Consider the following 19,601-nt stretch of genomic DNA (forward strand, 5'->3'; position numbering starts at 1 on the left):
CTGGACGGCCCAGCCCCGTCGTCCACGCGCCGGACACCCCGGCGAAGCGCCCTTATTGGCCGCCACCGTGACCAAATTAGGGCAACTTTCCCGATTACCCGGATGGTCCGGAAATCCCGGTGTGAGTTGACTTTAATCAGTCCGCCGCAGCGGGAATCCGCGCACCCTCCGGCCGCCTTTGCGCCCCGCGCACCAGCTTGCCTTTCAACGCGCCTGTCGGCTCCCCGTTCCGGAACGAAACCGTGCCAGAAACGATGCTTGCCGTATAGCCGTCCGTCTTCTGGATGAGGCGCTTTCCGCCCGCCGGCAGGTCGTTGACGATATGGGGCGAATAGAGCGTGAGCCTGTCGAAATCGATCACGTTCACATCCGCCTTCATGCCGGGCGCGAGAATGCCCCGGTCGCCGAGCCCGACCAGCGCGGCGTTGCGGCCCGTCAGCCCATGCACCAGCCATTCGAGCGGCAGCTTGCGCCCCCTTGTCCGGTCGCGGCCCCAATGAGTGAGCAGCGTCGTCGGGAAGCTCGCATCGCAGATGATGCCGCAATGCGCGCCGCCATCCGAAAGGCCGAAGGCCGTGTTCGGATGGGTGAGCATGGTCTCGACATCGGCGAGGCTGCCGCAGTGATAATTCATCAGCGGGAAATAGAGGAGCGCCCGTCCGTCGCGCTCCAGCATCCAGTCGAGCACGACCTCGCGGGGGTTCTTGCCCGTGGCGTCGGCAACGGCCTTGGCGCTTTCCTCCGGCGACGGTTCGTAATTCGGCGTCTCGCCCAGCGAAAACATCTTGTGATAGGCGGTGCAGATCATCTCGATGATCTCGCCCGCCGGATATTGGGGCTCTTCGGCGAGCAGCTTCGTCCGGAACTCGGGATCGCGCAGCGCCTTCAATTGCCGGTCGAGCGGCGCGCCCCAGATCTGCCGGAAGGTCTGGTGCATGATGAAGGGATTGAGCGAGGCGGTGAGCCCCAGCAGCAGCCCCGTCGCGCGCGGCGGCACCTGGCCGCGGATCGGCAGCCCGTCCGCATTGGCCGCCGCGATATTGTCGAGCACGCGCTTCCACACGGTCGGCCAGCGGTCATCCTGTTCGATGGTGATGGACATGGGCCGGCCCGAAAGCTCCACCATGCCGCGCAGCATCGCGAATTCGGCGTCGGTATCCTTGAAGTCGGCGATGAGCTGCAGCACGCCCTTGCCGGCCTTGCCCATGGCGCGCGCGATGCCGTGCAGCTCTTGCGCTTCGGCTCTCAGCGTCGGCGTCGAGCCGCCCTTCACGTCTTTATGTTTCACCGTGCGCGAGGTGGAAAAGCCGAGTGCGCCCGCTTCCAGCGCTTCGACAACGAGGCGGCCCATCTCCGCCGTCTCCGCCTCGGTGGCGGGCTCGAGCGCAGGCGCGCGTGTCCCCATCACATAGGCGCGCACGGCGGCATGCGGCACCTGCAAGCCCACGTCGAGCGCGAGCGGCGAGGCTTCGACCGCGTCCATATATTGCGCGAAGCTCTCCCAGTTCCACTTGATGCCTTCGGCAAGCGCCGTACCCGGAATATCTTCCACGCCTTCCATCAGCCCGAGCAGCCATTCGCGTTGCTCCGGCTTGCAGGGCGCGAAGCCGACGCCGCAATTGCCCATGATGGCGGTGGTCACGCCGTGAAAGGTCGAGGGCTGGAGATAGGGATCCCAGGTCACCTGCCCGTCATAATGCGTGTGCACGTCGACAAAGCCCGGCGTCACGATCTGCCCGCGCGCGTCGATCTCCTCGCGGCCCGATCCCGAAACCTTGCCGACCTCGGAGATGACGCCATTGTCGATGGCCACATCCGCCTCGACGGGCGCCGCGCCCGTCCCGTCGAAAACGGTCCCGCCGCGGATCACGATGTCATGGCTGCTCATGGGTCTCCCTCCCGGAATGCTCTGAATGGCGTTTGGAGGGAGAATAGCGGAAAGGGCGGGCTCTCGACACAGGATTGCGAGGCCAGAGGCGTCGTGACAAGCCGCCAAAAGGTAAATACATAAGTTGACAAACTTGGGCTAAATGTATAGTTATAGCTACCCAAACTTGAAAATAAGTCAATATATAAATTTACATCATGTCCATGAAACGCCTCGCCGCCACACAATATCGCGCCATTGCCGGCCGCGCCGCGCCGCTCTCGCAGTTGGTCATGCCGGGCGAAGGCTGGATCGCGACCATTCGCAAGGCGCTCGGCATGTCGGGCGCGGAACTCGGCCGCCGTCTCGGCGTCACCCGCGCCCGCGTCTCGCAGGCCGAACGCGCCGAGCGCGAAGGCGGCATCACGCTGAAGGCGATGGAACAATTCGCCGAAGCGATGGGCTGCCGCTTCGTCTACGCCATCGTGCCGCCGGAAGGCCGGGTCGAAAGCCTCGTCGCCGCGCAAGCGCGCCGCAAGGCCGAAGCGCTGGTCGCGCGCGCGAGCGCGCACATGGTGCTGGAGCGTCAGGCCTTGCCGGAAAAGAAGAACCGGGCGGAAGTGGAGCGCCTCGCGCGCGAATTGATGGAAGACATGCCGCCCGATTTCTGGACCGGCGAATGACAAACGCCTTCGATGAGCCAGACGGCGCCACGCCGCTTGATCCGGACGAGCGCGAAGGCTTGCGCTTTCCTCACGTCACGACGCGCGGCGAACTCAACGAGCTGGAACAGGCCAATATTCAGAACGGCTTGCTCTGGCTCGGCCGCCGCCGCAAGGGCGATGTGCTGAGCGAAAGCTTCATGCGCGAACTGCACCGCCGCTTGTTCGGCGAAGTGTGGAGTTGGGCAGGGCAGTTTCGTCGCACGGAAAAGAACATCGGTGTCGATCCGCTTGTCATCGCGATCGAATTGCGCAAGCTCCTCGACGATGCGCGTTACTGGGCGGCGAATGGAACGTACCAGCCCCCCGAAGCCGCCGCCCGTTTCCATCACCGGCTGGTCGCCATCCATCTCTTCGCCAATGGAAATGGGCGCCACGCGCGCATCGCCACCGATATCTATCTGGAGGAATGTCTGGGCCACCCTCGCATCGACTGGGCGGAGGGACACGGCCTCGAACACGCGAACAGCCGCCGCGATGCCTACATCTCGGCCTTGAGGGCGGCGGATGGCGGCGAGTACGGGCCGCTGTTGCGCTTCGTGGCTGCCTAGCGGAACGGCCGTCTTGGACTAAGACGTCTGCTGCTTCCCCCGGCTCTGAATCCCCGCGCGGCGTTCGGCGATGGCGTCTGGCGTTACGGCCTTGTTGGCGGCGTTCGAGACTTTCCGCTCCGTCTTCAATCCCTCGCCGAAGCTTTCCGCAAAGCCGTCATCGATCAGCTTCTTGTAGGCGGGCAGGCATTCCGGCACGACCGACAGCATGTCGTCTGCGAGCTTGCGCGCCACCGGCAGCAATTCTTCCGCCGTCACCACGCGATTGATCATGCCCCAGTCTTCCGCCTGCTGCGCGCTGAGGAAATTGCCCGTGAGCGAGAGTTCCTTCGCGCGGTAGATGCCGATGGCGCGCGAGAGTTTCTGGCTCAGCCCCCAGCCCGGCAGGATGCCGACGCGCGCATGCGTATCGGCGAAGCGCGCATTCTCCGAACAGATGAGAACGTCGCAGGCGAGCGCCAGCTCGAAACCACCCGTGATCGCAACGCCGTTGATCGCGCCGATGACGGGGCCGGAAAACTGGCCGATGGAGGTCACTGGGTCCTTGTCGCCGACGGTCGCATTGACGCCGCCCCCGCCGACCGCACCAGCATCGCTACCGAGTTCCTTCAGGTCGAGCCCCGCGCAGAAGGCCTTGCCCGCGCCGGTCAGGATCGCGACGCGAACGTCCGGGTCCGCCTCCAGCGCCTCGAAGGTTTCGGCAATTGCGAGCCGCAGGTCGCGCGACAGCGCATTCATCGCGCCCGGCCGGTTGAGCGTCACGGTCGCGATGGCGCCTGATTTTTTGACGAGGATGACGGGTTCGGACATGGGGTCTCTCCGTTTGGCGTGAATGGCTTTGCCGCCGTTCTATCGGGATTGGGAAGAGGGGGCAAACTCATCGCCCTTATCTTAAATCGTCATGACCCGCTTTATGCGGGTCATCCACGTCTTTCTTTTGTAGCCAAAGGCGTGGATGGCCCGCCAATAAAGTCAAAGAAGGGCCGGGCCATGACGCGGAAGGAGAAAAGGTTCACCCCAGCCACTGCGCCAGCGCCACCCCCGCGAAATTCGCCACCGCATAGCCGAGCACGCCGAGCATGACGCCGGGCGTCACCAGCGCGCGCCAGCGCCGTCCCGCCGCCATGGCGGCTGCCGTCGCCGGGCCGACCGCGACCGCATTGGAAATGACGAGCGCCTCGGCAAGGTCGATCCGGAAGAGCTTCGCGCCTGCGAGCACGACGGCGAGATGCACGGCGGCCATGACGAAGACGAAGCCGAAGATCGGAAGCGCCGTCTCGACCATCAGCACAACGTCCGCCGCCGCGCCGATCACGCCGAAAAACACATACATGAAGAACATGCCGAGATCGAAGCCGCCATGCAGCCGCGCCATCTGGCGCGGGAAAAGATTGGCGACGAGAAGCGCCGCGATGGTGACGAAGAGCACGCCGTATTTCGGAATGCCGAGAAGCGCCGCCACCTCGAAGCCGACGAAGCAGCAGGCGGCGGAAAGGAACAGCAGCAGCGCCAGCGCGCCCATGTCGAGCGTGGGCTTTTCCTCTTCGTCCTCATGCGCGTGATGTTCCTCTTCCGCTTCGATGATCGCGGATGGAATGAGCCGCGTGAGGAGTTTCCATCCCGGCAGCACGAGCAGCAGCGCGATGAAGAAGGTCGCCATCACATTGTCGGCCGCCGCCGTCGCCGCGGTCAGCGCGCCGTTGTCGCTCAGCCCCGTCGCCTGGGAAACGGCGGCGAAATTCATCGACCCGCCGATCCAGCTCGCGCCCAGCGCCCCGGCAACGAGATGCCCCTGCGGGCCCATGTCGATCAGCGCGAAGCCAACGAGCACGCCCGCAATCGTGCCGATGACGGCAATGACGAAAGCGAGAAGCATCATGCCGCTTTCCGGCAGGATCTTTTTCAGGTCCGCCTTGAACAGCAGCAGCGGAATGGCGAGCGGCACCGCATAGCCCCACACCATGTCGTGGAAATCGGACGCGAAAGGCACGATGCGCAGGTTCGCCGCCAGCGTGCCCGCGAGGATCGTCAGGATCACGCCGGATATCCATTGCCCGAGCCGCGTCCGCTCCGACCAGAAGCCGAAGGCCGCGAGCCCGAGAAACGCGAACAGGAGGCCGAATGTGTTGTCGGCGGAAATGAGCGGCAGGGTCATGTTTTTCTTGTTCCGCGTTGAAGAGCGATGGCGCCCATCATGCGGCGGAGCGAGAAGAACGCAAGCGGCTTTCCCGCCTCGCCCGGCGCGCGGATCAGAGCGCGAAGTTCACCGAGACCGAGCCGAACTGGTCGGGCTTTGCCTGCCCCTCGAATTCGCGGCTCCGGAAGACATGCGTGAAGGCGACGCGCGTATCCCACAACACGAACACGGCGCCGAGCTTCGCGTCATAGACGAAGTGCTTCTTCTCGATGCTCGCGCTCTCGCGGAACGTGTTGCCGTCGAGGAAAATGTCGCGCGCGACACCGCGGCCCTCGACGCCCGCGAAGAGATAGCAGTTGCAGCCCGCCGCCGACGGCTCGAACCATTCCGATCCGCCGACGCCGGGATAGATGCGCGTCGGGCCGAAATCGTCCGGCAGCGAGAAGCCCAGGCGGAACGTGCCGCCGAGCCCCGCATAGGTCTGCACATTGCCGAGCGAGATGATCGTGTAGGGAATGAAGTCCGTTTGCAGGCCGGCGAGCTTCGGCGTCTCGAACGTGGAACTCCGCCACGCCCGCTCGAAGCTCAGATTGATCCCCACCTCGTCCTGGATCTGGTTGTCCCATCCGTTTGCTTCGTCGGCGCCGATGAGGTCGTGCCAGTTGTTCTGCACGAACTCGCCCTGCGCGGCGGGGCCGACGACACCGAGATCGAGCTTCCACTGGTCCTGCCAGGCCTCGCCCGTGATGCTGCTCGCGCGCACGCTCTGCAACGAGAAGGTCGTGTGCAGCCAGGCGGCATAGGGCCGGTCGTCCGGCTGGGGAAGCGTGGTCTTTGTATCGTCGGGCGTGAAGATCGCGTGCCCGAGCGCAATGCCGATGCGCTGGCTCTTCTTGTCGAAGTTGCCGGTCGGAAAGAGCAGCGAATAGACCGGCGGCGAGGAAAGATCGGCAAGCCAGGAGGGTAGCCCCGTCTGCGGCCGCGAAAGCCACGCCGCCTGCAAACCGTTGGTATAATGCCGGTCGGTATTCGCGAAATTGGCGAAGAGGTCGTTTTCCACCTGCAAGGTGAGAAACTCCCTGTCGCCGCCGGCGAACTGCTGCGCCTGCGCTTGTTGCGTCCAGCCGCATGTCGTGAGGCCGAGCAGGAAGGCGGCCGCAAGTTGAAATCTCATTCGCCGGGGAATCCTTTGGAGAAAATACGGACCGAAACTACGCGAATGGCTTGACGCGGGGGAGTCCTCGCCTGTCCAATATCACGTTAAAAACCATGAACGGAAATTGCGTACCAAAAAAGGCGCCAGCAAGGCGCGTACAAAAATCAACGGAGGGCGGAGGAATGTCAGTGGTGGATGCGGAGTGGACGCGCGAAGAGGCGGCGGCTGCCGGAATGGTACTTGCCTGGCATGCGGCCCAGGCGCCGGATCGTCCGGCTGTCGTCTCGGAAGCGGGCAACCGCAGCTATGGCGAGTTGAATGCACAGGCGAACCGGCTGGTGCGGGCGCTGCGCCGCGTCGGCCTCAAGGCGGGCGACGCCGTCGCGCTCATGTGCTCCAACAGGCCCGAATTCGTGGAAACGATTGCCGCCTGCCAGCGCGGCGGCTTCCGCATGACGCCGGTCAACTGGCACCTCAAGGGATCGGAAGTCGGCTACATCGTCGAAAACTGCGAGGCGAAGGCCTTTATCGCCGATGCGCGCTTCGCGGCAAGCGCGGTCGAGGCGGCGGCAATGGCGCCCGCGCTGATGGCGAAACTCGCCGTCGGTGGGCCGATCGACGGCTTCTCGTCCTATGACGAGGCGCTCGCGGCGGAGGAGGGAAGCAATCTCGCCGACCCCGTCCTCGGCACGCAGATGATGTACACCTCCGGCACCACCGGTCATCCCAAGGGCGTCTTCCGCAAGCAGGCGGCGCCCGTCTCGCCCCTCCTCGTGAAGCTCACCGAGACGGCGGCCTTCCGCGAGGGCGATCTCGCGCTCGTCACCGGACCCCTCTATCACGCCGCGCCGCTGGCGCTGAACCTTTCCTTCCCGCTCAACGCAGGCGTCGGCTGCGTGCTCATGGACAAGTGGGATGCGGAGGAAACGCTCCGCCTCGTCGCGGAGCTTGGCATCACGCACACGCATGTCGTGCCCACCATGCTGCACCGGATGCTCCAGCTCCCCGAGGAAACGAAGGCCAAATACGACACGTCATCCCTGCGCTGGATTTTGCATGGCGCCGCGCCTTGCCCCGTCCACGTGAAGGAAGGATCGATCGACTGGTTCGGCCCCGTCGTCTTCGAATATTACGCGGCGACGGAAGGCGGCGGCATCTTCATCGACAGCCATGAGTTTCCGAAAAAGAAGGGAAGCGTCGGCAAACCGCTGCCGGGCGTCGTCGTCGAAATCCACGACGAGGATGGAAAGCCGTTGCCGGCAAACACCGTCGGCACCGTCTATTTCCAGGCGCCGGAGCAGGGCCGCTTCGAATATTTCAAGGCCCCGGAGAAAACCGAGGGCGCCTATCGCGGCGATTTCTACACCATGGGCGACATGGGCTATATCGACGAGGACGGCTTCCTCTTCCTCACCGGCCGCAGCGCCGAGGTCATCATTTCCGGCGGCGTGAACATCTATCCCGCCGAGATCGACCAGGAAGTGCTGAAACATCCAGCCGTGGCCGATGCCGCCGCCGTCGGCGTGCCCAACGAGGAATGGGGCGAGGAGGTGAAGCTCGTCGTCGAGCTGAACGAGGGTTACCGGCCGGACGAGGATATGGCGAAGGAACTTCTCGCCTTCGCCGCCGGCAAACTGCCGGGCTATCAGCGTCCGCGTTCCGTCGATTTCGTGACCGAGCTTCCGCGCATGCCGAGCGGAAAGGTCCTCCGCCGCACCATCCGCGATGCCTACTGGCAAGGCGACAAGAAGATTTGAAACGCGACTTCTCGCGGCTGACTGTCATTGCTCTTCCCACCCTCCCCTCGGGGAGGGTCAAAGGGCTGCAAGCCGTTTGGGGCGGGGGTGGCTTTCCGGTTATGTCCTGCACCTCGGATGGATTCCGCGGCGCGGGACATGACGCATATAGGTTGCCTCTATTGTGAATGCATCGAATTCCCTCTCCGCCCGCATCCGCTTCATCGCCATCCTCGGCGCGCTGATCGCCTTTGCGCCCCTCTCCATCGACATGTATCTGCCGGCCTTCCCGGCCATCGCGGATCACTTCGGCGTCGCGCCGGGTGCCGTACAGACGACGCTTGCCGTCTTCTTCGTCGGTCTTGCCGTGGGGCAGGGCGTGGTCGGGCCCATCACGGACCGCGTGGGCCGCATGCCGCCGCTTCTCGTCGGCATCTCGATGTATGTCGGCGCCTCCATCTGGGCGGCGCTCGCGCCCGACATCGAAAGCCTCACCGCCGCGCGTCTCTTGCAGGCGCTGGGCGGCTGCGCGGGCATCGTCGTCTCGCGCGCCATGGTGCGCGACCTCTTCGACGAACGCAGCTCCGCGCAGGTCTATTCGCTGCTGATGCTGGTGATGGGCCTCGCGCCCATTCTCGCGCCCATGATCGGCGGCTTCATCATCGCGCATTACGAATGGCACATGATCTTCTGGGTGCTGGCGGCTTTCGGCTTTGTCTGCCTGCCCGCCGCGCTTTTCGGCCTCGGCGAAACATTGCCGCGCGAGAAACGCCATCGCAGCCTGAGCCTCGGCTCCGTCGCGGGTGCCTATCTCGCGCTCTGCGCGGACCGCCCCTTCATGGGCTTCGCGCTTGCCAATGCCTTCGTCTCATCCGCGATGTTTGCCTATATCACCGGCTCACCTTTCGTCTTCATCGAGCTGCATGGGCTCTCGCCCGATACATACGCGCTTTTGTTCGGCGTGAACGCGACCGGCCTCATTGCAGCCGCGCAGATGAATGCGTTCCTGCTGCGCCGGCAGTCGAGCCGCACGATCCTGAAGTTCGCCATGGCCGTGCATCTCGCTGCCGCGCTCGCGCTCCTCGCTTTCACGCTTCTCCTGCCCGGCGCCTTCTACCCGCTCGCCATCTGCCTCTTCTTCGTCGTGTCCAGTGTCGGCTTCATCGGCGCAAACGCCATTGCCGCTGCCATGGCGCGGGCCGACGGTTGCATCGGCGCTGCATCGGCGCTCACCGGTATCCTGCAATTTGCGCTGGCGGCGGTCGCGGGCGGGCTCGTCGGCGCCTTCAACGATGGCACCGCGTTCCCCATGGCCCTCGTCATCGCCGGCGCGAGCATCGCGGGCACGCTCGCCCGCCTCTCCGCGCGCGGCGCCTGAAACCTTCAAAAGCAGAAGGGCCACTCCTTTCGGGAATGGCCCTTCGCTCCTATCCGCGCCTGTTTTTGTTTTTGGACGCCGATCTCTTGATGTCTAGCCGAGCTTCGCAAGCGCCTTCGCGACATGCTCCGTCTTTTCGAGCGTGATCATGTGCCCCGCCTCCGGAACCGACACGAGTTCCGCCTGTGCGATTGCCTTCTTCCACGCATGCGCATAGGCCGGCACGATCAGCTTGTCGCCGTCGCCCCAGACGAGAACCGTCTTCGCCTTCACGCGGTAGAGCCGCTCCGAAAGCCCGCGATCCGGCACGGGGAACAAGATCTTCCCCGCCATGCCGAGCTGCCGCGCATTCTGCACGAGGAAGCCCTTCAGCCATTCCGGATCGTCGAGCGCCACGCCCGCCGTCATCAGCGCCGTGCCCGCCGCCACGTCGTGAAAGAGAACGGCGGGAAGTTCGTAAGGCAGCATCGCGAAAATATCGGGAATGGGATGCTCGTCGAGCCACAGCCCCGCCGGACAGATGAGCCCGAGCCGCGACACATCGTTCGGCGCGACGGCGGCCATCTCCGCCGCAATCATGCCGCCCATCGAATGCCCCACAAGGATCGGGTCTTTCAGGCCCAATGCCTCCACCACGTCCCATGTGTGGAGCGTGACGTCGAGCATGTCGCGCAGCTCGCTGCATTCCTCCGAGTCGCCATAGCCCGGCAGCAGCGGCGCGTAGACGTGATGGGTCTCCGCGAGCTTCGCAAGGAACGGGTCTTGCGCCGTGACGCCGCCCGCCCCATGGAGATAGACGAGAGGCTCGCCCTTTCCGCCCTCGAAATAGCGGACGGGAACGTGATGGGTTTGAAGCGTTTTCGTTTCCATCAGTCCTTCCCTCCCACCATCGCGGCGACTTCCTTCTCGGCGGGTAGGCTTCCGGGCGTCACCTGCTTTGCCAGCGGCTTGCACCAGAAGCGGTTGTCGTCCTTGTAGTCGGGGAACATGTTGCGCAGATGCGGCATGACCTTCTCGGCGAAGAGCTTGGTCGAGTGCATGCATTTGTCCATCGGCATGTTGCCCACATGCAGCAGGCAGAAGATGTTGCCCACATTGAGGCTCTTGATCAGGTCCTCCATGCGCTGGCGCACGGTCTCGGGGCTTCCCGCGATCACATGGCCCTGTTCCGTCAGGTCCTTCCAGGTGAGTGCGGAATACCCGCCGATCGGCGGCGCATATTGCGACAGCGCGCCGGTCTGGATCGTCTTGATCGTGCGGTATCCCGGCGCGTCCGCGAAGCCGCCATAAACATGCAGGCAGCGATTGTAGAAATAACTGACATGTTCCGAGTAAAGACGTTCGGCTTCCTCGTCCGTATCGGCCACGCAGATCGTCTGCGCGAAGCCGGCGCGATAGGGGCTCTCGTCCGGCGCATTGCGCTGGGCGACACGGTCCCAATAGCCCTGCATCAGCGCCTTCGCCCGGATGTACCCGGAGAAGGAGAGGTAGGAATAGCTGTAGGTATTGTCGATGCAGAAGTCGTAGGTCTCGACGGAGCCGCCGCCGGGAATATGGATCGGCGGCGGATCCTGGATCGGCCGCGGCCAGATATTGACGTGGCGCAGCTTGTTGTAGCGCCCGTTGAAGGCGAAGGGATCGGGGTCCGACCAGGCGCGGCGGATCAGGTCATGCGCTTCCTGATACTTCTCGCGCGTCAGCGCCGGGATCTGTCCGTAGCAGTAATTCGTGTCCATCGACGTGCCGACCGGGAAACCTGCGACAAGCCGCCCGCCCGAAATGCAGTCGAGCATCGCGAACTCTTCCGCCACGCGCACCGGCGGATTGTAGAGCGCGATGGAATTGCCGAGCACCACGAGGCCGACATCCGATGTCCGCCGCGCCAGCCCCGCCGCAATGATGTTCGGCGACGGCATGATGCCATAGCCGTTCTGGTGATGCTCGTTGACGCCGATGCCGTCGAAGCCGAGCGTGCCCGCATATTCGAGCATGTCCATGTAGGAATTGTAGACCTCATGCGCCTTTGCAGGGTCGAACAGGCGCGAATCGATATCGACCCAGACAGACCGGTGCTTCTCCCGGAAATCGTCCGGCAGATAAGGCCACGGCATCAGATTGAACCATGTGAATTTCATTTTCCTCTCCCGGCGGGATTTTGTTGCGCGCTTTTTGCGCGTCTTTCTCGTCCCGATTTAGGGTGTCCACCCTAGGAGCGGAGTCTATTCAGTTTGCTGCCGTAGCGCAAACCTGGCTGCGCGTGCCTCCGCGTCGACCGCCGTCCTTTTGAGTCTCCGCCGCGGCATGGCGCCGTTGACCTGGATCAAGGCGGAGGCCGATCCATCGGCATAAAAATACACGTCAAAAAAGTGAAACAGAAAAATCATTCGCGCCGGCTGCGCAGAGGCTCTTGCACGCGCGGCGCGCGACGTTTCGGCGGAGCATCCCGCTCTGCCGGGGGCATCACGGAAGACAGGAGATCGACCGATGAAAACTGCACTCAAGACCGTTCTGGCGATGCTGGGATTGGCGGCGGGCCTCGGACTGGCGGCAATCCCCGCCCAGGCTCAAGGTGCCGGCATGCAGGGTCGCATGCAGATGCAGGACCGGACCTCCTTCGGTCCCAACACCGTCTACGGGTGGCAGCTCATGACACCCGAAGAGCGCGACCGGTTCCATCTCAGGATGCGCAATGCGAATACCTGGGAGGAACGGGAGCGCATTCGCACCCAGCATCACATCCAGATGCAGCGGCGGGCCCGTCAGCAGGGCGTCGGCCTGCCGGCAGTTCCGCCCGCTCGCGGCGGCATGGGCTACGGCATGGGCTCCGGCCCCCGCGGAAAGAACAGGTAAGGCTTCGCGGCCTTCCCCTGCAGCAGAGGCGGCACTCCGGTGCCGCCTCTTTTGTTTCCAGGGCCGGGTTCATGGCGCGCCGCCTCCACATCGCAAGCCGCGCGCTCCCGGCCTTGTATTGCCGCGCCTCCGATGTTTTGCTGGCCTCTTGCCACGAACGCAGGAGGAAAAGATGCATCGCACGATCCGGTCTTCCATGCTGACGGCGGCAGCCGCCGCATTCGGCCTTTCGCTTCTCGCCGCCCCCGTTCTCGCCGCCGAACCGCAGCCCGCAAAGGAAATCGCCGCCGCCGCGCAGCATGCGGGCTTCGCCGCCGGTTCGGGCGATATCGGCGGCGTGCACACTCATCTCCATCACACGGTGAATTGTCTTGTCGGCCCGGATGGCGAGGGTTTCGCGCCCGACCAGCTCAATCCCTGCAAGACGATCGGCAATGGCGCGATCCCCGACACGGAAGACGAGGTGACGAAACAGAGCCTCGACGCCGCGCTCGAAAGCGCCAATGCCGGTCTCGCCACCGACGATCTCGCCACTGCGAAGGCCGAAGCGATCAAGACGCAGAGCCTGCTCGAAGCCATCGCGAAGCACTGAACGGCGCCCGCCGGCCGCAGCGCAGCATTTCATGTTGCGCTGCCCGGTTTGGCTTGGCTCCCGTCCGCGCTAAACTGCCCTCAACAAGAATTCACAAGCTTGAGGAGGGAATGATGGCGGAGGTGGATCTCGTTATCCGCGGCGGTACGGTCGTGGACGGTTCTGGCGGTGCGCCGGTGCGCGCGGACGTCGCCATCGACAAGGGCGTCATCGTCGCTGTCGGCGATGTGCCACAGAAAGGCCGCGAGGAAATCGACGCGGCGGGCCTCCTCGTCACGCCGGGCTGGGTCGACATCCACACTCATTATGACGGCCAGGTGACATGGGACAGCCACATGACGCCGTCCTCGATCCACGGTTCCACCACCGTCGTCATGGGAAATTGCGGCGTCGGCTTCGCGCCCGTCCGCAAGACCGATCACGACCGGCTGATCCGCCTCATGGAAGGCGTGGAGGATATTCCCGGCGCCGCGCTGCATGAGGGGCTCTCCTGGGAATGGGAAAGCTTCGGCGACTACATGGACGCCATCGAAAAGCGCCCGCACGATGTCGATGTCGCCATGCAGGTGCCGCATGGTGCCGTGCGCGTCTATGTCATGGGCGAGCGCGGCGCGAAGCGCGAGGAGGCGACCGACGCTGAAGTCGCCGAAATGCGCGCCATCGTTCGCGAGGCCGTCGAGGCGGGCGCCATCGGCTTCTCGACCTCGCGCACCGTCGCGCACCGCACCAGCGACGGCGACCTGACGCCCACAATCGGCGCCGCCGACAAGGAACTGATGGCGATTGCCGAAGGCTTGAAGGAAGCGGGCGCGGGCGTGCTGCAATGGGTGTCGGACTTCCGCGACATCGACCATGAATTCTCGCTGGTGGAAAAGCTTGTCGAGATTTCGGGCAGGCCACTCAGCTTCTCGCTCGTCCAGGCCGACGTGATGCCCGACCAGTGGCGCGATCTTCTTTCCCGTCTCGACGGTGCGGCGGGCCGGGGCCTGCCCATCAAGGCGCAGGTGCAAGGCCGCCCCGTCGGCCTCATGCTGGGGCTACAGGGCTCGGTCCACCCCTTCCTCACGCGCCCGTCCTACCGCGCCATCGCCGACAAGCCGCTCGAGGAGCGCGTCGCCATCATGCGCGATCCCGCCTTCCGCGCGCAGCTACTCTCGGAAGACCTCGAGCCCGGCCACCCCTTCCTCAATTCGCTGGCAGGTGCCTGGCACAAGATGTTCGAGCTCGGCAATCCGCCGAACTACGAACCCGCGCCCGAAGAAAGCATCGGCGCGCGCGCGAAGCAGGGCGGCGTGCGTCCGGACGAAATCGTCTACGACATTCTGACGGCGAATGGCGGACGCAACTTCCTCTTCTTCCCGCTGCACAATTATTACGAGTTCAACCTCGAAAACGCGCTCACCATGATCCGCAATCCGAACACGCTGTTCGGCCTCTCCGACGGCGGCGCGCATGTCGGCGTCATCTGCGATGTCAGCGTGCCGACCTACATGCTGACCCATTGGTGCCGCGACCGCACGCGGGGCGAGCGCCTCGATCTGCCTTTCGTGGTGAAGAGCCAGACGCGCGACACGGCCGAAGCCGTCGGCCTGCTCGACCGCGGGCTCATCGCGCCCGGCATGAAGGGCGACGTGAACGTGATCGACTTCAACCGGCTGCGTCTCCTGCCGCCGCACATGGTCTACGACCTGCCGTCCGGCGCGCGGCGCCTGATGCAGGAGGCGGAAGGCTATGTCGCCACCATCGTCAGCGGCGAGGTGATCTATCGTGACGGCCGGCCGACAGGCGCATTGCCGGGCAAGCTCGTTCGCGGCCACCGCCCCGCACCCGTGGCGCGCGTTGCGGCTGAATAGGAGAGGCGGGGAGTTCTAGCGGACGGTGGCGAGTTCGCCCGCGAGCGCGCGCGATGCCGGCGACAGGCTGCGCGCCATCTCGGCCGCTTCGGTCTCGAAGAACCGCGCCGCCCGTTCGGCGAGGCGTTCCCAGCCGGGTTCCGACGGCAGCCAGTGGCCGCGTTCGGCAACCGCTTCGAGGCGCGCTTTGCCGTCGTAGAACTCGGTGACCCGCTGGGTGAGCCAGAGCGGCGTCAGCCGGTCCTGCGTGCCGGTCAGGAAAAGCATCGGGCAGCACACATCGGCCGGGTTGATCCAGGTCGTACGCTGCCGGTCGAGAAACCAGAAGCCGATCTCGAGCAGCGAGCGCCCCGATTCCGGCACCAGTGTTCCGTAGAGCTTTTCGGCTTCCGCCTCCGCCATGCCGTTCAGCGCGCCGAAGCGCATCGCCTCGAATGATGGAAGCTGCGCCCTGCGCCAGAAACCCCATGAGCTGAATTCGCGCCGGAAGAGCCATGATGACCGGATGTCATAATTGAACGCCCCGGCGATTTGCGCGGGCGCCAGGCCGACCACCGCGCGGGCAAAGCCGCGCGCCGCCAGAAGCTGTGCGATCAGTCCGCCCATCGAATGACCAATGACGAGCGGCTTGCGGCCGAGCTTCCCGATCTCGCGGGCGATGTCTGACGCGTAGTCGGCAACGCTCGTCGTTGCGAGGTCGGGATGAGGAAAACCGTCGGCTGCAGCCTCATGATGCCGTAGCGCCGGAACGATCACCTCGTAGCCGCGATCCTCGAAATAGGCGCGAAACCCGTCCCAGACATGCGGGCGGCTCCACATGCCATGAATGAGCATGACGGCAGGCGCTTCGCCATGCTTCGCCGTCCTGGTCGTTTCGAGCGCGGTCATCGGATCTCGCTACGTATACGGATGTCCCCCCGGAAGGCGTTTTCGCGCCTTTCGATTCATGTCCCAAGTTAAAGCGCCAAGGTCTTACGAAATTGCCAACGGCGCGCGTTGAGAAGGGCGCGCACCCCTTGAATCGTCTCGATATTCGCGTCACTCTGATTCGTCGGCGCCGCTGTGCGCCCGAGGCCTGAAATCAAATCGAGGCAATCGATCATGAGCGATACGCGCAGGAAGCGTGGGACGGCAGCGAGCCGCAAACCCGCCTCCAAGAGCAAGACGGCATCTCGCCGCGCGGGCACGGTCCCCGCAGCCGATGTGACGCCCCCGGCAGGCGGAGCCGCCGCCGCGGCTCCCGCGAAGCCCGCCGCAAGGAAGACCGCTGCGAAGAAGGCAGCCGCAAAGAAGCCCGCAGCGAAGAAGCCTGCGGCGAAGAAGCCCGCCGCCAAAAAGAAGTCCGCGAAAAAGAAGCTGTCGCCGGAAAGGGCGAAGCTGAAGCAGCAGCTCGAAAAGCAGGTCGCCAAGCTCTCGAAGGAAGTCGACAAGGCCGAGAAGGAAGCGAAAAAGGCGCTGAAGGACACCGAGAAGCGTTACTCGAAAGTCCTGAAGCAGCTCAAGGCCGACCGGTCGAAGCTCCGCGCCCGCGTCGGCGAACTCGCCAAGCAGGGCGAGGGTGCGTTCGACGAAATCAGGACCGGCGTCGAGGGGGCCTACAAGGAGCTCTCCGAAGCGGTGCTGCGCGCCTACGGCCATTTCCGCTGAGGTCCTTCGCCGGCTGACTTTCGACCAACTCTCTGATTTTCGATCAACTCAATGTGAGGCGCGGGGGCGATGTTTCCCGCGCCTTTTCCTTGCCTCGCGCTTGCGAACCGCGCGCGCCTGGGGCCTACTTCCGGCCAACAAGAAACGGGTTTTGGCAGGAGGGGCTACATGAACCGCGTACTCGCCCACACGGGCGCGAAATATCCGATCGTCCAGGCGCCGATGGGCTGGATTGCCCGTTCGCAACTCGCCTCCGCCGTCTGCAAGGCGGGCGGCCTCGGCATCATCGAGACCTCGTCCGGGGAAACCGAAAACTGCAAGGCCGAAATCCAGAAGATGCGCGAGCTGACGGATGCGCCCTTCGGCGTCAATCTGCCGATCCGCTTCCTGAAGGACGACGCCATGCTCCGCTTCGTCTGCGATGCGGGCGTGAAATTCGTCACCACCTCGGCGGGCAGCCCGGCGAAGTTCATCGCCCCCTTGCATGATGCGGGCATCACCGTCTATCACGCCGTCCCCACCGTCGATGCGGCGATGAAATGCGTCGAGGCGGGCATCGACGGCCTCGTCGTGGAAGGCGCCGAAGGCGGCGGCTTCAAGAACCCGGAAGAGGTCGGCACGCTCGTCCTCCTCCAGGCGATCCGTGCGAAGACGGATATTCCCCTGATCGCCGCCGGCGGCATTTGCGACGGCAAGGGCATGGCGGCGGCCTTCGCGCTCGGCGCCGAAGCCGTGCAGATGGGCACGCGCTTCGTGAGCTGCGCCGAAAGCCCGGTCCACGCGAACTACAAGCAGGCGATCATCGACGCGAAGGAAACGGGCACCTACGTCCTGAACAAGAAGGCGACGCCCTGCATCCGCGCCCTGAAGACGGCGCGCACGGCGGCGATCCATGAGGAAGGCCTGATGCCGCCCGACACTTTTGCGCGCATCCTCGACCTCTATTTCGGCGGCGACATGGAAGCCGCCGTCGGCCTTGCGGGCGAGACGTCGGGTCTCATCACCGAGGTGAAGACGGCGAAGGAAATCATCGACGGCACGATCGCCGAATTCTTCGCCATCGTCTCGCGCATGGGCGCGCTCGGTTCGGCCCGCAGCTTCGGCTGAACTCTTAATGCAGAATGCGCGGCATCACCTCGGGAAAGGGCGATGCCGGCGCATGCGCGCTTCCGAGCATGAGCCCGGCGGCGGAAAGCGCCAGCGCCAGCTTTTGCGCCGGCGCCCAGATCGGCGAGGCGCCGCAGGGCGCCGCCATGAAGGACGGATCGAGCGCCGCGCGCGGGTTCGCGCCCTGGCGCTGAAGCGCGGCAATGAAATTGAGCACGCGCACCTCGTCGCTCGTCAGCACGCGCCAGCGCGGGCAGGGGATGGAGAGCGGCCGCGGCACCGTCCGCGTCAATGCGCTCGCAAGCTCCGCCACCAGCGCCGCACCCCCCGGCAGGTCCAGCGCATCGAAAGCCCGCTGCAGCAGCACCGAGGGCTCCTTTCCCTCCTCCGGCATCCGCCACTGGACGCGCAGGCACCACACGGCGAATTGCTCGGCAAAGCCGAGTTCGGCGAGCGGCTGGTCGGCATGGAACCGGGATTGTGGGCTAGATTTCGGGAAGGGGTGGTATTTGGCTGGCCTCATCGCGTTCCTCCTTGGCGAATGGAGGGACAGTAACGCAAATGATAATCATTCGCAAATAAAATAAGGGCAATGCGATGCCCTATGAGGAGGGTGGGGTGAAGGCTAGTCTGCTCGCGCGTCGATCTGGCCGGAATAAGAAGGAAAAGCATGCGGATGCTTTCGATCCTCCTCGCCATCACACTGCTTTTTGTAGGCAGCCTTGCCGGTCTGGTCGCATTTAGTACGCCGAAACCGCCATCCGTGATGGTTTCCGTCGCGCACTCTATGGAGGCGGTGAATTTCGGCGACCTTCCACCGGTCAGCCATTTCTCGGCACGCGACGGCGCGGCACTTTCCTATCGCGCCTATCCCGGTGAACCGGAGACCGTCGCTATTCTCGTTCACGGCTCGTCGGGCACGTCGGCCAGCATGCATGCGCTTGCAAAGTGGCTGAATGAGGAGGGGGCCACCGTATATGCGCTCGCCATGAGAGGTCACGATGGCACGGGCCGCTGCGGCGACATAGATTATGTCGGACAGCTGGACGACGATCTCGCCGACTTCGTGAATGCGCTCGGCTCTCGCAAGCCCGGCGAGCGGCGTATTCTTCTTGGTTTTTCATCGGGCGGCGGATTTGTCTTGCGCATCGCTGGCGGTGGCTATGGAAAACTTTTCGACCGTTTTGTCCTGGTGGCGCCTTTTCTGCGATATGACGCGCCGACGGTGCGGCCTGGCGGTGGCGGATGGACGAACGTGGCCGTCGGCAGAATCATAGGGCTTTCCATGCTTGATCGCCTTGGGGTTCACTGGTTTGAAAGCCTCCCCGTCATCGCCTTTGCGGTCGCGCCGGAAATGAAAGATGTGCTGACGCCGTTTTATTCCTACCGGATGCTGCGCAACTTTGGCCCTCACGACGACTATCTTGCAGACCTCGCTCATGCGCCCTCGTCGGTCGTCTTGCTGGCCGGAGAGCAGGACGAAATATTCAAGGCTGGCGAATTTGCGCCGTTGCTTGAACCCGTGCGCCCGGACCTCGCCGTGACGATAGTGCCCGGCATCAACCACATGGGCATGATCGTGGAACCCGCCGCAACGGAAGTTGTCGCCATTGCTGCATTGGCGAAGGGCTGACCGAGATTCATTCCGCCCCGATTGCGCGGTGTCATATTGTGACATTCGGCGGAATCCCTAGGTTTCCATTGACATGAATATTGCGGCGCACTAAACAGCGCATAAGAACGCAATCGCACGTGCCTCAGGTCATCTGGTATCGGTAACGACGTACGCGTCTCTTTTTGAAAGTTGGGCGGCGCTCTTTGGCGCGGCAGCTAGGTTTCTAAGGAGAATGCATATGCCGGACTACAGTTTTAGGGGCTAACGCCCCGGATGAAGTCGAACCGCACCGGCCGCTATGCGATGGTCGGGCAAGCCGAGCGAGATCGCTCCGCATTCGACACCCTCTCGAAAATCAAAAGTTGATCGCGAGCCAGTCTCGCAACGGCT

General features: G+C 64.2%; 18 protein-coding genes. 10 read left to right on the forward strand and 8 right to left on the reverse strand.

What is annotated here, in order from left to right:
* Positions 1 to 136: 136 nt before the first annotated feature.
* Positions 137 to 1,888: an N-acyl-D-amino-acid deacylase family protein gene (locus ACKUUH_RS03355; RefSeq protein ID WP_407948441.1), complete on the reverse strand. Its 1,752-nt coding sequence runs from the start codon at positions 1,886 to 1,888 to the stop codon at positions 137 to 139.
* A gap of 197 nt (positions 1,889 to 2,085) precedes the next feature.
* Between ACKUUH_RS03355 and ACKUUH_RS03360 the strand changes: the two genes are divergently transcribed.
* On the forward strand, positions 2,086 to 2,550 hold the full coding sequence (locus ACKUUH_RS03360; protein WP_407948442.1) for a mobile mystery protein A: 465 nt from the start codon (positions 2,086 to 2,088) through the stop codon (positions 2,548 to 2,550).
* Positions 2,547 to 3,140: a mobile mystery protein B gene (locus tag ACKUUH_RS03365; RefSeq protein WP_407948443.1), complete on the forward strand. Its 594-nt coding sequence runs from the start codon at positions 2,547 to 2,549 to the stop codon at positions 3,138 to 3,140. Before ACKUUH_RS03360 ends, ACKUUH_RS03365 begins: the two co-directional genes overlap by 4 nt.
* Before the next feature lie 18 nt (positions 3,141 to 3,158).
* Here ACKUUH_RS03365 and ACKUUH_RS03370 read toward each other — a convergent pair whose 3' ends face one another.
* From ACKUUH_RS03370 to ACKUUH_RS03380, 3 genes are all read right to left on the reverse strand, one after another.
* Positions 3,159 to 3,950, reverse strand: coding sequence for an enoyl-CoA hydratase (locus tag ACKUUH_RS03370; RefSeq protein WP_407948444.1), 792 nt, complete (start codon positions 3,948 to 3,950; stop codon positions 3,159 to 3,161).
* Between the two features lie 202 nt (positions 3,951 to 4,152).
* Positions 4,153 to 5,295, reverse strand: a complete 1,143-nt coding sequence (locus ACKUUH_RS03375) for a DUF819 domain-containing protein (RefSeq protein ID WP_407948445.1) — start codon at positions 5,293 to 5,295, stop codon at positions 4,153 to 4,155.
* A gap of 94 nt (positions 5,296 to 5,389) precedes the next feature.
* Positions 5,390 to 6,451, reverse strand: a complete 1,062-nt coding sequence (locus tag ACKUUH_RS03380; protein WP_407948446.1) for a lipid A deacylase LpxR family protein — start codon at positions 6,449 to 6,451, stop codon at positions 5,390 to 5,392.
* A 164-nt stretch (positions 6,452 to 6,615) separates the two neighbouring features.
* On the opposite strand from ACKUUH_RS03380, the gene ACKUUH_RS03385 reads away from it, so the two are divergent.
* On the forward strand, positions 6,616 to 8,190 hold the full coding sequence (locus ACKUUH_RS03385) for an AMP-binding protein (protein ID WP_407948447.1): 1,575 nt from the start codon (positions 6,616 to 6,618) through the stop codon (positions 8,188 to 8,190).
* 163 nt (positions 8,191 to 8,353) lie between these two features.
* The gene (locus ACKUUH_RS03390) at positions 8,354 to 9,547 is read left to right on the forward strand and encodes a Bcr/CflA family multidrug efflux MFS transporter (protein WP_407948448.1); all 1,194 of its coding nucleotides are present in this window, start codon (positions 8,354 to 8,356) and stop codon (positions 9,545 to 9,547) included.
* Positions 9,548 to 9,640: 93 nt separating this feature from the next.
* Here the strand turns inward: ACKUUH_RS03390 and ACKUUH_RS03395 are convergent, their stop codons facing one another.
* A complete protein-coding gene (locus tag ACKUUH_RS03395; protein WP_407948449.1) occupies positions 9,641 to 10,417 on the reverse strand; it encodes an alpha/beta fold hydrolase in 777 nt (258 codons plus the stop codon).
* The gene (locus tag ACKUUH_RS03400) at positions 10,417 to 11,682 is read right to left on the reverse strand and encodes an LLM class flavin-dependent oxidoreductase (protein WP_407948450.1); all 1,266 of its coding nucleotides are present in this window, start codon (positions 11,680 to 11,682) and stop codon (positions 10,417 to 10,419) included. Before ACKUUH_RS03400 ends, ACKUUH_RS03395 begins: the two co-directional genes overlap by 1 nt.
* A gap of 349 nt (positions 11,683 to 12,031) precedes the next feature.
* On the opposite strand from ACKUUH_RS03400, the gene ACKUUH_RS03405 reads away from it, so the two are divergent.
* From ACKUUH_RS03405 to ACKUUH_RS03415, 3 genes are all read left to right on the forward strand, one after another.
* Positions 12,032 to 12,397 carry a hypothetical protein gene (locus tag ACKUUH_RS03405; protein WP_407948451.1) on the forward strand — a complete coding sequence of 122 codons (366 nt, stop codon included), beginning with the start codon at positions 12,032 to 12,034 and terminating at the stop codon, positions 12,395 to 12,397.
* Positions 12,398 to 12,569: 172 nt separating this feature from the next.
* The gene (locus ACKUUH_RS03410; RefSeq protein WP_407948452.1) at positions 12,570 to 12,989 is read left to right on the forward strand and encodes a hypothetical protein; all 420 of its coding nucleotides are present in this window, start codon (positions 12,570 to 12,572) and stop codon (positions 12,987 to 12,989) included.
* Between the two features lie 113 nt (positions 12,990 to 13,102).
* A complete protein-coding gene (locus tag ACKUUH_RS03415) occupies positions 13,103 to 14,842 on the forward strand; it encodes an N-acyl-D-amino-acid deacylase family protein (protein ID WP_407948453.1) in 1,740 nt (579 codons plus the stop codon).
* A 15-nt stretch (positions 14,843 to 14,857) separates the two neighbouring features.
* Here the strand turns inward: ACKUUH_RS03415 and ACKUUH_RS03420 are convergent, their stop codons facing one another.
* A complete protein-coding gene (locus ACKUUH_RS03420; protein WP_407948454.1) occupies positions 14,858 to 15,730 on the reverse strand; it encodes an alpha/beta hydrolase in 873 nt (290 codons plus the stop codon).
* A gap of 213 nt (positions 15,731 to 15,943) precedes the next feature.
* Here ACKUUH_RS03420 and ACKUUH_RS03425 point away from each other — a divergent pair, with 213 nt between their 5' ends.
* Both ACKUUH_RS03425 and ACKUUH_RS03430 read left to right on the forward strand, forming a co-directional pair.
* Positions 15,944 to 16,489, forward strand: coding sequence for a hypothetical protein (locus ACKUUH_RS03425; protein WP_407948455.1), 546 nt, complete (start codon positions 15,944 to 15,946; stop codon positions 16,487 to 16,489).
* Between the two features lie 168 nt (positions 16,490 to 16,657).
* Positions 16,658 to 17,596 (forward strand): NAD(P)H-dependent flavin oxidoreductase, encoded by a 939-nt coding sequence (locus ACKUUH_RS03430; protein ID WP_407948456.1) that lies wholly within the window; start codon positions 16,658 to 16,660, stop codon positions 17,594 to 17,596.
* Between the two features lie 4 nt (positions 17,597 to 17,600).
* Here the strand turns inward: ACKUUH_RS03430 and ACKUUH_RS03435 are convergent, their stop codons facing one another.
* Positions 17,601 to 18,119: a hypothetical protein gene (locus tag ACKUUH_RS03435; protein ID WP_407948457.1), complete on the reverse strand. Its 519-nt coding sequence runs from the start codon at positions 18,117 to 18,119 to the stop codon at positions 17,601 to 17,603.
* A gap of 147 nt (positions 18,120 to 18,266) precedes the next feature.
* Between ACKUUH_RS03435 and ACKUUH_RS03440 the strand changes: the two genes are divergently transcribed.
* Positions 18,267 to 19,229: an alpha/beta hydrolase gene (locus ACKUUH_RS03440; protein WP_407948458.1), complete on the forward strand. Its 963-nt coding sequence runs from the start codon at positions 18,267 to 18,269 to the stop codon at positions 19,227 to 19,229.
* Positions 19,230 to 19,601 lie beyond the last annotated feature (372 nt).

It is taken from the genome of Parvibaculum sp., assembly GCF_045863935.1.
In the GTDB taxonomy this organism is placed as follows: domain Bacteria; phylum Pseudomonadota; class Alphaproteobacteria; order Parvibaculales; family Parvibaculaceae; genus Parvibaculum.

Excerpts from the sequence above, each read along its gene's own strand:
- ACKUUH_RS03360 (WP_407948442.1), top strand. The coding sequence starts at position 2,086 with ATGTCCATGAAACGCCTCGCCGCCACACAATATCGCGCCATTGCCGGC.
- ACKUUH_RS03365 (WP_407948443.1), top strand. The coding sequence starts at position 2,547 with ATGACAAACGCCTTCGATGAGCCAGACGGCGCCACGCCGCTTGATCCG.
- ACKUUH_RS03430 (WP_407948456.1), top strand. The coding sequence starts at position 16,658 with ATGAACCGCGTACTCGCCCACACGGGCGCGAAATATCCGATCGTCCAG.
- ACKUUH_RS03425 (WP_407948455.1), top strand. The coding sequence starts at position 15,944 with ATGAGCGATACGCGCAGGAAGCGTGGGACGGCAGCGAGCCGCAAACCC.
- ACKUUH_RS03355 (WP_407948441.1), bottom strand. The coding sequence starts at position 1,888 with ATGAGCAGCCATGACATCGTGATCCGCGGCGGGACCGTTTTCGACGGG.
- ACKUUH_RS03405 (WP_407948451.1), top strand. The coding sequence starts at position 12,032 with ATGAAAACTGCACTCAAGACCGTTCTGGCGATGCTGGGATTGGCGGCG.
- ACKUUH_RS03410 (WP_407948452.1), top strand. The coding sequence starts at position 12,570 with ATGCATCGCACGATCCGGTCTTCCATGCTGACGGCGGCAGCCGCCGCA.
- ACKUUH_RS03395 (WP_407948449.1), bottom strand. The coding sequence starts at position 10,417 with ATGGAAACGAAAACGCTTCAAACCCATCACGTTCCCGTCCGCTATTTC.
- ACKUUH_RS03435 (WP_407948457.1), bottom strand. The coding sequence starts at position 18,119 with ATGAGGCCAGCCAAATACCACCCCTTCCCGAAATCTAGCCCACAATCC.
- ACKUUH_RS03400 (WP_407948450.1), bottom strand. The coding sequence starts at position 11,682 with ATGAAATTCACATGGTTCAATCTGATGCCGTGGCCTTATCTGCCGGAC.
- ACKUUH_RS03440 (WP_407948458.1), top strand. The coding sequence starts at position 18,267 with ATGCGGATGCTTTCGATCCTCCTCGCCATCACACTGCTTTTTGTAGGC.
- ACKUUH_RS03415 (WP_407948453.1), top strand. The coding sequence starts at position 13,103 with ATGGCGGAGGTGGATCTCGTTATCCGCGGCGGTACGGTCGTGGACGGT.
- ACKUUH_RS03420 (WP_407948454.1), bottom strand. The coding sequence starts at position 15,730 with ATGACCGCGCTCGAAACGACCAGGACGGCGAAGCATGGCGAAGCGCCT.
- ACKUUH_RS03370 (WP_407948444.1), bottom strand. The coding sequence starts at position 3,950 with ATGTCCGAACCCGTCATCCTCGTCAAAAAATCAGGCGCCATCGCGACC.
- ACKUUH_RS03385 (WP_407948447.1), top strand. The coding sequence starts at position 6,616 with ATGTCAGTGGTGGATGCGGAGTGGACGCGCGAAGAGGCGGCGGCTGCC.
- ACKUUH_RS03375 (WP_407948445.1), bottom strand. The coding sequence starts at position 5,295 with ATGACCCTGCCGCTCATTTCCGCCGACAACACATTCGGCCTCCTGTTC.
- ACKUUH_RS03380 (WP_407948446.1), bottom strand. The coding sequence starts at position 6,451 with ATGAGATTTCAACTTGCGGCCGCCTTCCTGCTCGGCCTCACGACATGC.